Consider the following 12700-nt stretch of genomic DNA (forward strand, 5'->3'; position numbering starts at 1 on the left):
CGGTCGGCCCACCGGGGCAGGGCCGACCGCAGAAGCCACCGCGGTCAGCACGGGTACAGCTCGGCCTTGGTCAGCCTTGACAGGTCCTCCTTGCTGCGGCCGGCCGCGGTGCCGGCCTTGGTGCCGGTCGCCGTCCTGCCGCTCTTCGCGCCGGCCGAGGCTTCGTGGGCCTCGCTCGTGCTGCCGGCGGTCTCGGCGTTCTCCAGGCTGCGGCCGAGGATGTCCATCAGGTCGAGCACGTTGCCCGGTGCGGGCGCGGCCTCGGGGGCGGTGATTTCCTGGCCGGCCTGCTTGGCGGCGATCAGCTCGTGGACCTTCGCGCGGCAGAGCCGCACCGCAGTCCGAGCTGCCGGCGCCGCTCGCCTGGGGCACCGAGGGGCGGCACTTGGGCGGTCGCCGGGGACAGCGGGGGGCGTTCATCGCAGCGCGTGGCCCTTCGGCCACCGGCCCCCGTGGGCCGGACGGGTGGAGGCGGTCTTCACGATGCAGTGCCGGGTTTGCCCCGGCGGATGCCGGTGAGACTGCCACCCAGCGCGCACGTTTGCCCCCCGAGATCACGGACATACGGTTCCTGGCGGGGCCGCTGCCCGGGGACCGAGGTCATGTTCAGTCCGTCCGGTCGTGACAGGCGGCCCCGCACCACCTCCACGGCGCAACCGGCAGGAAGCCGCAGGCCGGGCCCGGCCCCGTGACCTGGGCTGCAACGGCTGGTCTTCCCGTCCCGGTGCGCCGGACGGCGCTCGGTCCGCGCGAGTTCTGGCCCGGAGGTAGGCAGCGGCGCAGCGCGTCGGTCCTGCACCAGGCGGGACGGATGCCAGGCGGGCCTCGCCAGGGGTTGCCGTGCCCCCGCCCGGTCGGGCCTCGCGGGTGCCGACGAGGTTGTCGTGGATGTGAGGACCTCGCCGAACCGGCCCGGCGCTGCCCGCTGCCCGCTGCGCCTGCGGACCGGCTGGGGCCGGGTGCTCCAGAAGGATGCCGGCGCGGTGGGGGCCGGTGCTCCCAGAAGGTGCCGGTGCGGTCCCGGCCGGTGCGGCCCAGCGCCCGTCGGCGAGGGTTGAAGCCGGCCCGGGCCGCCCGGTGCCAGGTGCCGACGCCCACGACGGAGCGTAGTCACGCCCGGCGCCCCCGGTTGAAGGGGCGCGGCCCGGGTAGGCGGGTGGGTGACGGCCACCAATCCCATGGAGCCCTCCTTGCAGGTCCCGGGTTGCAGGCGCACCCGGGACCTGGCCATGAGGCCGACCTGTCCCCTCTCCCTGCCCTGCCCTGCCCTGCCCCCTGCCGCCGATAGGCCGGTTCCGGGTTCCGGCCACGGCCGCACCCCGCACCCCACCACCCGCCCGCCCCGGGCTGGCCGGGACGCACCTACCCGCCTGCCGCGCCCCGGCCTGGCTGTGCCTGTGATTGGTCAGCGGGGGTCAGCGCTTGGTCTTGGCTGTCTTGGGGGAGACGAGACGGACACCGGCCCAGTCGTCGCTGACGCTGATGGAGGCGGTCTGTGCGAGGCCGGCGAGGGGGACGGCTTCGGCGATGTCGGAGGGCTCGACGTACCCGTCACGACCGGTCTTGGGGGTGAGCACCCAGATCACCCCGCTCTCCGCCAGCGGGCCCAGGGCCCCGACGAGCGCGTCCACCAGGTCCCCGTCGTCCTCACGCCACCACAGCAGGACCACGTCGACGACCTCGTCGGCATCCTCGCCGAGGAGCTCCGAGCCGGCGCGCTCCTCCACCGCGGCCCGCAGCGCCTCGTCGCAGTCCTCGTCCAGCCCCAGCTCCAGGACCACCGCGTCCGGCTCGATGCCGAGCCTGTCCGCCACGCCCACCGTGCTTGTCATCTGACACTCCCTCGCTGGTCACGGGCGACCGTTCGACCGCCAAGCCCATGGTCGACGCGGCTTGCCGCCTGCTCCCGCCGACTCGCCCGTAGCAGCACGAATCCGAACACCAGCACACCGACCGACATCATGTCGCTCCGAGTAGCCTCATCGGCGTGCGGACGTGACCCGGCCCCCAGCGATCTTGCTGGGGGCCGGATCTGTCCGTGCTGATCAGGGCTGTATCGGCGCTGTCGCGTGGATCCACTGACGTGAGGTCGGACCGGACGGTGACCTTCCCGCCCGTCCCTCGGACCGGGCACGCCGGCACGTCCGGGCGGTCAGTTGAGGGCAGCCCAGTTCTGGGTGCTCGCATTGCCGGCCTGGTTGCCGGTGACCGCTGCGCCGGGGGTGACGGGGGCGCTGTCGAGGGAGTATCCGGTCGCCGGGTTGGTGATCGTCAGGGTGCCGCTGCTGTTCTGGGTGACCTTCCAGTCCTGCCATGGGTTGGAGGAGTTGACGGCCCGCAGGACGGCCTGGCCGCCGGCGGTGGTGGGCGCGGTCAGCACCAGGGCGTCCGGGCAGCCGTCGATGAGCTTCACGGTGCCGTTCGGATCCGCCCGCAGCGTCCACCGCTGCTTGGCACGCGTGGAGTCGTAGGCGGCAAGGACGGCAGGGGAGCTGCCGGAGGCGCCGCACTGGTCGGCGCGTTCCAGGGCCAGAGCGCCGCCGTTGGTGAGGACGTGGGTCCGGCCGTCACCCACGATCGTGGGGCCGTAGTTGATGGCGTGGGCAGCCAGGGAGGTGAGCGCGCTTCCGGTGGTGGAGAGCGCGGGGTCGGCGGTGGGCCGACCGGTCTTGAACCAGTCGGCGAAGGTGGCGGGCCTGCGCGCGGTCATCACGCTGACGGTCCTGTCCCAGCCTCCGTCGACGTTGTTCCACAGGTCCAGCAACGCGCCGTCCACGTTGCCCTGGACCTGGTCCCCGGTGTGCCATCCGGTGGCGTACGTGAAGCTCTGGCTGCTGCCGTCGGGCCACACGTAGCGGTAGTCCTTCAGGAGGTACGCGGCCACTGAGTCGGCGAAGCCCTCGGTCCAGGAGCAGCTGCCGGAGCTCGCCTGGTCGATGAAGTGCGGGTTGCAGCCGGTGACCGCCGGGAACTGCCCGTTGTAGAGGCGGTGCTGGAAGAAGTGGCCGGCCTCGTGAAGCACGGTGTGCTCGGAGTCGGGGTCGGCGGCGGCGAGGTGGACGGTGTTGGCCAGGTCGTAGGACGGCCCGTCCGCCGAGTCGGCGGTCCACCGCATGTTGAGTTCGGTGCAGGCGTTGCTGTTCGCCTCATGGGTGGACCAGCAGTCGCTGACGGGGTTGTTGCGAGCCCACCACAGGAGGTTGACGGTGTCGAACGCGTGCCAGGCCCGGGCGTTGGACGCCTTCAAGGTGCCCAGGTCGGTGCTGGCCGCAAGATCCGTTCTGATGGGCGAGTCGAACGTGTACACCGTGCCGCTGCCGTCGCTGACCTTCCACAGCTTGGTGCTCTCGGTGCTGAACCGCACCCACATGCTGTTCATCGCAGCGGTGGTGGGGGTGTAGCAGAGGTTGAAGCCGCCGTCGGCGACGGCGGTGTACTGGTAGTCGGCGGTGAGCCGGCGGGGGGCGTCGGTGGATTTCTCCTTGCCCCACAGCTGGATGTTCGCGTTGCGGACCGGCTTGGTCAGCGTGGGCTTGCCCCGGCCGGACTCGGCCGACCGGTAGTCGTACTGGAGCTTGCCGCTCAGGCAGACGGGGGACGCAGCCGCGGCGCTGGACGCCGTCAGCGGAACGGCGGCGGCGACGAGCAAGGCGGTGCTCACGGCGGCGAAGCCGCGTGGCAGTCGCATTCCGATGGCCACAGGGTTCCTCTCATGGGGATGCTTGGAAGCCCTGTCGGTGCGGCCCGAAGCCGTGCGATCGGACAGGGCCGTCATGGACGCAGCGAAACTCCGGGCCGACGGACGGCCATGCCGAAAAGCTCTGGGCCAGCAGAGTTTTGATGTACCGCCACTCTTCCACCGTCGGTCTCGTCAAGGTGACCGCCCCAGGCGCTGCGGCGGGCTCTCGCCGATGGAGTGGTTGCGGGAGGTGCCCGGCCCGGGTCGGCGGGCACGACGCATTTCACCCGTTCGTGGCGTGTGGCCGATTGCCGTCGCGCCCCGCGCGGCGATCGGCCAGCGAGTCGTGGGCGCGCCACGGCGCGCCCTGACCCGAGTCGTTGCCCACGGGGCCGGGCGGGCCCGGTGCGTCTGTCGCGACGCGTAGGTGGCGAGGCCCGCTACGCCGGCGAACCTGAACCCGCGCACGCGCAGCACCCGCGGTGCCGGACGGTCAGGACCTTTGGTGCGCCTTCGGCGACAGCGCATCCCCGGCGCCCCCACACCTGACCGACATCGATGCGAATCGACGGTGCCCACCCGCCACGGTCCGATCCGAACGGATGGGGGAGAGCCCCGGCGGGGTCGCATGGCGCTCTGCGAGAATCGGTCCAGGGCATCAGGACCGGAGGAGGCCGCCGTGGGCGGGGACGACGATGTGGCGCGCTCGCGGATCCCGCAGCTGCGGCTCGACGAGCTGCTGGAGGAACTGCAGGCGCGGATCGACGCGGCCCGCGGGACCAGGGACCGGGTGCACAGTCTCTTGGAGGCGGTGCTGTCCGTCGGGCGTGAGCTGGACCTGACCCAGGCGTTGCGGCGGATCGTGGAGGCCGCCGCCGTCCTGGTGGACGCCCGCTACGCGGCGCTCGGGGTGATCGGCCCGGACGGCGAGTCGCTGTCGCAGTTCCTGACGGTCGGGCTGTCGGAGGAGGAGATCGCCCTGATCGGTCCCCACCCGACGGGCAAGGGTCTGCTGGGAGAGCTGATCAGCCACCCGAAGGCGCTCCGGCTGAAGGCTCTGTCGCAGCATCAGGCCTCCTACGGGTTCCCGGCCAACCATCCGCCGATGCGGACCTTCCTCGGGGTGCCCGTCCGGGTGCGGGAGGAGGTGTTCGGCAACCTGTACCTGACCGACAAGCGCGGCGGCGAGGAGTTCGACGCCGATGACGAGTCGGTGATCGCGACCCTGGCCGTGGCGGCCGGGGTGGCGATCGACAATGCGCGGTTGTACGAGGAGGCGCAGCGTCAGCAGCGCTGGCTGAGCGCGAGCGGGGAGATCACCCGCACCCTGCTGTCGGGGAGTTCGCGTGCCCAGGTGGTGGAGCTGATCGCGCAGCGGGCACGCGAGATCACCGGTGCGGAGCTGGCGGACGTGGTCGTGCCGGAAGGCGGTGAGTTGCTGCGCCTTGAGCTGGCGCTCGGCGCGAACGCCGCCGCCAGGGCGGGCCTGGTGGTGTCGCGGGAGGGCACGCTCTCAGGGGCGGCGTACACCCAGGGCACGCCTGTGACCACGACGGACCTGGCCACCGATCCGCGCCTGACAGGTGATCCGCGGAGGCGGGAGCTGCTGGGTCCGGCGGTGGCGGTGCCACTGGGGCGCAGCACCGGGCACATCGACGCCGTGCTGCTGCTGGCCCGCGGGCCGGGGGAGGCCGTGTTCACGGACCGGGAGATCGGGCCGCTGCTCGGATTCGCGGACCAGGCCGCGCTGGGCCTGGAACTGGCCTCACGGCGCCGCGACGCCGAACAGCTGGCGATGCTGGAGGACCGGGACCGGATCGCCCGGGACCTGCACGACCTGGCGATCCAGCGGCTCTTCGCCACCGGGATGACGCTGCAGAGTGCCGCGCGGTTCATCGAGCATCCCGGGGCGTCGGACCGGGTGCTGCGGGCGGTGGGTGACCTGGACGAGACCATCAAGATCATCCGTACGACCATCTTCGGGCTGCGGGCGCGGGACGAGGCGTCCGGCAACGGTCTGCGGGCCCGGGTGGTCAAGACGGTCGAGGCGGCGCAGGCGGCCCTGGGCTTCGCGCCACGGCTGAGCATGGAGGGCCTGCTGGACACCGACGTCCCCACGGCGGTGGCGGACCACGTGGTGGCCGTCCTGGGCGAGGCGTTGAGCAACACGGCCCGGCATGCCGGGGCCGGGCGGGTCGAGGTCGCGCTGCAGGCGACGGGGACGCAGGTCGTGCTGACGGTGCAGGACGACGGCGTGGGGATTCCCGCGCAGGGCAGGCGCAGCGGCCTGCGCAACCTCGCCGAGCGGGCCGAGGACCTGGGCGGAGCGCTGGAGCTGGTGAGCTCGCCGGGCGGCGGGGCCCGGGTGGTGTGGTCGGTCCCGCTGGGCGCCTGAGGCCGCTGCTGTCCAGGCTGTCGCCCCGTCCCTCGGCGACCCCGACACCGCCCTCCCCGAGGAGGCGCCGGGTGCCGCCCCGGCGTTCGCCGAGCACCCGGGTCCGGCCGGGCACCGTGCCGGCCTGGCCGGCCGTGCCGCCCGCCTCCTGCTCGCCAACGACACGCGGTTGCCCCGCCGGCAGGCCCTCGACGCCACGACCGCCTGGGGGCACGGCACCACCGGCCTCGCCCGGCCAGGCGACGACGACCGCGATCCGGACCTCCTCTCGGCGTCCTGGCCACTCGGCGACGGGGCCCCGACGGCCCGCCTCTCCGGCCGCCAGGCCAGCACCAGCCCGACCGGCGCGGACCGTATCTCGTCCCGGGGCGACGTCTCCGCCGACGAACGCCCGCACGCCCCGCACGCCCCGTAGGCCCCCGTGCCCCGCCGCCCCGCCCACCGACGCTGTCCCTGCCGGAGGGCGAGGAAGGAGCGAAGCCCCGTGGGGGAGGCCGACGAGGGGGCCCGGAGCGTGCCGAGCGCACCCGCCCGACCCCGGTGCACTGAACACCCGGGTCGGGTTCCTGTGGGAGAAGGTCGCCGGGAACGACACCGAGCGCCTGGCGTAGGCCGCCGGTGTGTCCGGTGCGCACCGCACGGCGCTGCGACACACGAGGTCTCATGACCTCGCTACCCCGAAGTGATCGGATCGGGGTATCTAATTGCGGTTTGTCATGAATTGTCAATCAGGTGTCCTGTCATGCTGGTGACTTGTCGCTCGGGGCGGGGCGCTCTGTTGTGAGGAGAGGTGAACCCGCGGATGAGTGCTCGTACTCGTGGACAGGGCGACCTGCCGTGGTACCGGATCAGCCGTCAGTGGCCCGTGGCCGTGTTCAACAGGGCCACGGACGGTGGGACGACCCCGGTTCCCGCCGTCGTCGCGTCCGATCTGGTTGACTCGGGTGGACCACGTGGGGAGCGCGGTGCAGGGGTGGCGTCGCTGGGGTGCGCGCTGCTGTCCGGTATGGCGCTGCTGGCGGCCACGGCCCCACCGGTGGCCGCCGCGCAGGTGGAGGCCGTGCCGGTGCAGGCGCAGCGGGCGGATCCTTCGCAGACCTTCGTCTTCACCGGCGCTCCGCAGACCCTGACGGTTCCGGCGACGGCGGTGGTGACGATCACCGCGGACGGCGCGGGTGGCGCCGACAACACCGGCACCGCCTGTTCCGTCACGGGGGCCGGTGGGACGGGGGCGCGGGTGGTGGCCACCCTGCCGCCGAGCGTCGCCCCGACGACCTTCACCGTCAATGTCGGCGGCACCGGAGGTAAAGGCTGCAACGGCACCGGCACGCCGGGGGCCGGCGGGTTCAACGGCGGCGCCCCGGGCGGGAGTTATCCGGCCAGTGGGTTCCAATTCGAAGGTCCGGGCGGGGGCGGGGCCTCCAGCATCAGTACGGGCGGCTCCCTGCTGGTGGTCGCCGGGGGCGGCGGTGCCGCCGGCGGCACCGGAGCAGGTTCCACGGGGGGCAACGGAGGCAGCGGCGGGACCACGCCTGATGCCACCGGCGGTACCGCAGGCACTGCCACCGGCCCCGGGGCTTCGCCGGGGCAGGGCGGGGGCGGCGGCAGCACCAGTACCAGTACGGGGGGTACCGGCGGGGCCGCAGGCACCGTTCCATCCTGTGCCGTCATCAACGCCGGGTCGGGGAGCGGGTTCTCCGGTACCACGGTCGGTACCGGTGGCGCCGGTGGTAGCTTCGACGGCGGCTGCGCCGCCACTGCCGTCAGTGCTGGTGGTGGCGGTGGGGGCGGGTACTTCGCCGGTGGGGGTGGCGGCAGCGGCGCCGTCAACAACACGGGCACCGCGGCGGGTGGGGGCGGAGGTGGTGGGGGCAGCAGCTTCGCCACCCCCACGGGTACCGGCACGAGCTATGCGCCTTCGACACTCGGGACGGCGAACCACGACGGCCAGGTGACCATCTCCTACACGCTCCCGTCCCTGACCATCACCAAGACCCACACCAGTTTCTTCACGCAGGGGCAGGACGGCACCTACACCATCACCGTGGGCAACGCCGTCGGGGCCGCCCCGACCGACGGCACCACGGTCACCGTGTACGACACCCTGCCCGCCGGACTCAGCGCCGACAGCATCAGCGGCACGGGATGGATCTGCACCCTGAACATCCTCACCTGCACCCGTAGCGACATCCTCCCCGCCGGGAGCAACTACCCTCCCATCACCCTGAAGGTCGACGTTTCCTGCTGGGCCCACGCCGAGTTGACCAACCGCGCGACCGCCCTCGGAGGGGGCGACACCACCAGCCACACCGCGACCGACCTCACCCAGATCAAGCGCCACGAGCACGACGAGCGCTGCGAGCGCCACGACCACTGGTAGCCCGACCGACCTGTGCCGGCGGCGGGGCACGTCCATGAGGACGTGCCCCGCCGCCCACCACGATGTGCCGCCTGCTGTTGCTCCGGACCAGGCCGTTACGGCCGGCCGGCGCCGGCGTTCGGCAGGAGGCGCCCCGTCACCAGTTCGGCGTGGATCCGGATGCACACCTGGCCGGGACGGCGCAGGCCGGCGGGCTCGTGCGGCGTCCGCGCCTCGGTGACGTCCGCCCGGCCGAGCACGGTGACGCTCCAGCCGCTGCCGTCCGACTCGCTGACCTCGCCCGCCTCGAAGGCAACCAGCGCGCCGGACACGGCCCGGACCAGCTCGGACCCGGCGGCGGCGGAGAGCAGCACACTGCCGTCGGCGTCCAGGCGGTAGCGGGTGGGCAGGACGGCCGGCAGGGCTCCGACCGTGTAGACGACACGGCCCACCCGGGTCGCGGCCAGGAGTCGCAGGCACTGCCGCTCGTCGAGCGGTGAGGTGTCGGCCGAGGGGATCTGATCGGGCTTCATGGCATCGATGGTCGCCTCGGAACGGCTCGCGGGTGAGGGGCCGATGGTCCCCCGCGGGCCGCCGGGAGGCCCCGGGTGCGAATCGGTCGTGCTCACCGGTCCGGCCCGCTCATCGTGCGTGGCGCCCGGTCGCGTGGTCGTGGGCGGCCGTGGCCTGGGTGGCGATGACGGCGGCCTGGACACGCCGCTCGACCCCGAGTTTGGCCAGCAGGCGGGAGATGTGGTTCTTGACGGTCTTCTCGGCGAGGTAGAGCCGCTGGCCGATCTGGCGGTTGGTCAGGCCCTCGCCGATCAGGGCGAGGATCTCCCGCTCCCGGTCGGTGAGCTCGGGGAAGGCCGAGGCGGCCTGCGGCCCGGTGTCGCCGCGCAGCCGTGCCATCAGCCGGGTGGTGGCACCGGGGTCCAGCATCGACTGCCCGGACGCGACCGTGCGGACGGCGGAGACCAGGTCGGTGCCGCTGATCTGCTTGAGCACGTAGCCGGCGGCGCCCGCCATGATCGAGTCGAGCAGGGCCTCCTCGTCGTCGAAGGAGGTGAGAATCAGGCAGGCGAGGCCGGGCATCCGCGAGCGCAGTTCCCGGCAGACCGTCACGCCGTCGCCGTCCGGCAGTCGCATGTCCAGCACGGCCACGTCCGGAAGCAGCGCGGGAACGCGGGCGATCGCCTGCTCGACGGTGGCCGCCTCGCCGACCACGGTGAGGTCGGGCTCGGCGTCCAGGAGGTCGTGCACACCGCGGCGGACGACCTCGTGATCATCGAGGAGGAACACCCTCACCGGGTCGCCTGCCGTGCCCGCCGCACCGTTCGCCATCACATCTCCGCACTCGTGGGCCCGTCGGCACGACGGGCGGAGGAATCCTGGGGAGAGTCTGGCCCGGGCGCGGCGAATTCGGTAGGGCCGGACGGCCCTATGTCCGGCTGACGTGACGTCGGCAGCAGGGCAAAGGGCCACTCCTGTTGGTGATTCAGCCAGGCCGACGAACTCTCCGCCGCCGGCAACGTCCTTGGCGCGCGGTTCCCGGCCCGGCGTGCCGGAGGGCCCGGACGACGGGAGAACGGGCCACAGGGCCCGGCCGGGGGGACGTTCGGCCCCTCGGCGCAACCACCCGTCACGCGGCAGTCTGGACCCACGAAGGAAGGAATCTCTGATGATCCGTCTGCAGACCCCGCCCGTCGACATCCGGTTGGAGACCAGGGGAGAGGTGTCGCTCGGCGCGCCCGACTACGCCAGGGCCAAGGTGCTGGCCGTGGTCGAGCGGCTCGACGAGCCCGTCCTGGCGGTCCGGGTAAAGCTCAGCCAGGAGGCCAACCACGCGATTCTCAAGCCGGCCCTGGCCCAGGTCGTGATCGATCTCAACGGATGTCCGGTCCGGGCCCACGTCGCCGCCGCGACCATGCGCGAGGCCGTCGACCTGGTGCAGGAACGTCTCGTCGCCCGGCTGGCCAGGATCCGGCAGCACACGGACCCCCGCCGCCACCACGCGATTCCGCCGGCCGGACCGGGGGCCCGGGACGGTGCCGAGCGCCGCGGACACCGCCCGCACCACCGTGTCCGCACGCAGGAGGACCGGCAGATCGTCCGGCACAAGACCTACAGTCTGTCCCGCCAGGCAGTCTGGGCCGCGGTGCTGGAGATGGAGGCGATGGACTACGACTTCCACCTGTTCACCGAGGCCGGGGCGGGACGCGACAGCGTGGTCTACCGGGACGAGGTCACCGGCGACCTCCGCCTCGCGTGTGCAGGCCCGGCGGAACCCGAGCCCGAGCGGGGTCTGACCGTGAGCACGGCCAGGGTTCCGGAGCTCACGCCGGCCGAGGCCGTCGCGCGCATCGACCTCACCGGCCTGCCGTTCCTCTTCTTCACCGACGTTGCCACCGGTCGGGGCAACGTCCTGTACCACCGTCACGACGGCCACTTCGGGCTGATCACCCCGGCGAGGTAGCGGCCACCGGTCCGGCCGGGCGGCTGTGGGGGTACGCCCGGCCAGGGGCGCGGGACCGGAGACGGGTGGGGTCGTCTCCGGTCCCGCGCCCCTTTCGGGTGCCCGGCCGAAGGCGTGAGCCGGACACCCGCACGCCAGGCGGTCCCTTCGCGGTGGTCGGCCCCTCGACGCGGTGCCCGACGCCCCTGCGCACAGCGGTGTTCCCGGGCCGCTGTGCCGCTGAAGCGGCGTCGCTCAGGGCCGTGGCCGCCCTGACGCCCGGGGAATGCACCGGTTCGAAGCGAAGTGACCGACAAGGCGTGCGTTCGCGGCAGGCGCGCAGAAGGTGGTGGGTCCCGGGCTCGCCCGGGACCCACCACCTTCCTGTACGGCGTCGCGCTTGGACCACCGGCGCACCGGACGCGCTGCGGGCGCCACCGGGCTGTCGAGCGCGCCGCGCCGGGAGGCGCCGGCGCGGCGCGCTCGACCCGCTTCAGTCGTGCGGGACGACGGCGACCGGTGCCTGCGCGTGGTGGAGGACGGCGTGGGCGACCGGCCCGATCCGCATCCCCGCGTGGTGCGGGCGGCGCCGTCGGCCGACAACCACGAGGGCGGCGTCGGCGGACAGGTCCACCAGGGCCGAGGAGCCGGTGCCGATGCGGCAGTCCTCGACCAGGACGACGTCCGGGTACTTCTCCCGCCAGCCGGTCAACGCCTCCGCGAGCAGTTCGGTCTCGATCGTGCGGAACTGGTCCGCCTCGGCCTGCGGGGGCACCCACCCGGCATACCCCCAGACGGCCGGCGGCGTCCAGCCGTGGACGGCACGAAGAACGGTGCCGAGCCGGGCGGCCTGCTGGAAGGCGAAGTCGATGACGTCGAAGGAGGGAGAGTGGGAGTCGACGCCGAGGACGACCTCCCGCGCGCGCGGATCGCCGGGGCGCTCGCCCTCGGTGTCGCGGACGAGCACGGTGGGCACCTCGCAGCGGGCGGCGACGGCGAGGCCGACCGAGCCGACCAGCAGCCCCGAGAACCCCCCGAAGCCCCGCGAACCGAGGACCAGCAACTCGGCTCCGGTGGCGGCCTCGGCCAGCTCGTCGACCGGCTCGCCGCCGCCGATCAGCTCGGTGTGCACCTCCAACTCCGGGTGGGAGCGCAGGATCTCCGCCCGCGCGTCGGAGAGCATCCGGAGCGTGAGGGTGCGCACGTCCGCCGGCCGGGACGGGTCCGCGTGGAAGTTGTCGAGCCAGGTCCGCGCATGGACCAGCCTCAGCGGGATCCCCCGGCGGACGGCCTCGCCGGCTGCCCATCGGGCTGCTGCGGTGCTCTGCGGTGAGCCGTCGACGCCGGCAAGCAGGTGCTGGGTCATGGGAACTGGTCTCCAGTGCTGTGATGGGGGGTGGGATGGGCCGCGGTGTTGAGGCCGGGGCCCGCGCCGTGCGGCGCATCTGCACGGTCGGCAGGCTCCGCCAGCTTCCGCCGGTGGGGGCAGCCGCGGGTAGGGGCCGGCCGGCCTCCGGTTCAGGGCCTCAGGTCCCGTGCTCTGCCCGTGGGTGGGGGCCCGACCGGCCCTGTGCACGACCCGGCCGGGAGCGTGACGCTGGAGCCGGCCCCGGGCGCAGTCGCACCGCGCCCGTGCGGTTCCAGGGAGCGGCGCCGTGCGCCGGCCCAGGTGGGGCGTCCGGGAAGCAGAGGCGCGCCCCTGCAGGATCAGGGGTTGTGCCGTCCGCCGCGTCCTGGATAGGGGCGCCAGCCCGTTCGGTGAGTCGACGTCAACCGGCCGTACCAACAGCCGCTTTGTCCGTGCAGTCACAG

General features: G+C 73.2%; 10 protein-coding genes. 4 read left to right on the forward strand and 6 right to left on the reverse strand.

Translation table 11 applies throughout. The annotated features are described in order from the left end of the window. Positions 1 to 44 precede the first annotated feature (44 nt). The 3 genes from IE329_RS01450 to IE329_RS01460 form a co-directional block, all read right to left on the reverse strand. Positions 45 to 335 carry a hypothetical protein gene (locus IE329_RS01450; RefSeq protein ID WP_190208877.1) on the reverse strand — a complete coding sequence of 97 codons (291 nt, stop codon included), beginning with the start codon at positions 333 to 335 and terminating at the stop codon, positions 45 to 47. A gap of 1080 nt (positions 336 to 1415) precedes the next feature. Continuing rightward, complete coding sequence (locus IE329_RS01455) at positions 1416 to 1832, reverse strand: DUF3052 domain-containing protein (protein WP_190208878.1); 417 nt, start codon at positions 1830 to 1832, stop codon at positions 1416 to 1418. Between the two features lie 320 nt (positions 1833 to 2152). Then, positions 2153 to 3661, reverse strand: coding sequence for an RICIN domain-containing protein (locus IE329_RS01460; protein ID WP_229927075.1), 1509 nt, complete (start codon positions 3659 to 3661; stop codon positions 2153 to 2155). A 697-nt stretch (positions 3662 to 4358) separates the two neighbouring features. Here IE329_RS01460 and IE329_RS01465 point away from each other — a divergent pair. The 3 genes from IE329_RS01465 to IE329_RS41380 all read left to right on the forward strand — a co-directional run bounded on the left by IE329_RS01465 (position 4359) and on the right by IE329_RS41380 (position 8454). Further along, positions 4359 to 6074, forward strand: a complete 1716-nt coding sequence (locus IE329_RS01465) for a sensor histidine kinase (protein ID WP_229927076.1) — start codon at positions 4359 to 4361, stop codon at positions 6072 to 6074. 169 nt (positions 6075 to 6243) lie between these two features. After that, a complete protein-coding gene (locus IE329_RS01470) occupies positions 6244 to 6489 on the forward strand; it encodes a hypothetical protein (protein WP_190208881.1) in 246 nt (81 codons plus the stop codon). A gap of 558 nt (positions 6490 to 7047) precedes the next feature. Further along, positions 7048 to 8454 (forward strand): DUF11 domain-containing protein, encoded by a 1407-nt coding sequence (locus IE329_RS41380; protein WP_190208882.1) that lies wholly within the window; start codon positions 7048 to 7050, stop codon positions 8452 to 8454. 95 nt (positions 8455 to 8549) lie between these two features. On the opposite strand, the gene IE329_RS01480 is transcribed toward IE329_RS41380, so the two are convergent. After that, positions 8550 to 8966 (reverse strand): pyridoxamine 5'-phosphate oxidase family protein, encoded by a 417-nt coding sequence (locus IE329_RS01480; protein ID WP_190208883.1) that lies wholly within the window; start codon positions 8964 to 8966, stop codon positions 8550 to 8552. Positions 8967 to 9075: 109 nt separating this feature from the next. Beyond that, the gene (locus tag IE329_RS01485; RefSeq protein WP_190208884.1) at positions 9076 to 9777 is read right to left on the reverse strand and encodes a response regulator; all 702 of its coding nucleotides are present in this window, start codon (positions 9775 to 9777) and stop codon (positions 9076 to 9078) included. A gap of 337 nt (positions 9778 to 10114) precedes the next feature. Between IE329_RS01485 and IE329_RS01490 the strand changes: the two genes are divergently transcribed. Next, positions 10115 to 10909: a ribosome hibernation promotion factor gene (locus IE329_RS01490; protein WP_190208885.1), complete on the forward strand. Its 795-nt coding sequence runs from the start codon at positions 10115 to 10117 to the stop codon at positions 10907 to 10909. 472 nt (positions 10910 to 11381) lie between these two features. Here IE329_RS01490 and IE329_RS01495 read toward each other — a convergent pair whose 3' ends face one another. Then, complete coding sequence (locus tag IE329_RS01495; RefSeq protein ID WP_190208886.1) at positions 11382 to 12254, reverse strand: universal stress protein; 873 nt, start codon at positions 12252 to 12254, stop codon at positions 11382 to 11384. Positions 12255 to 12700: the final 446 nt, after the last annotated feature.

The sequence above is a fragment of the Kitasatospora indigofera genome, assembly GCF_014655955.1.
Taxonomy (GTDB): domain Bacteria; phylum Actinomycetota; class Actinomycetes; order Streptomycetales; family Streptomycetaceae; genus Kitasatospora; species Kitasatospora indigofera.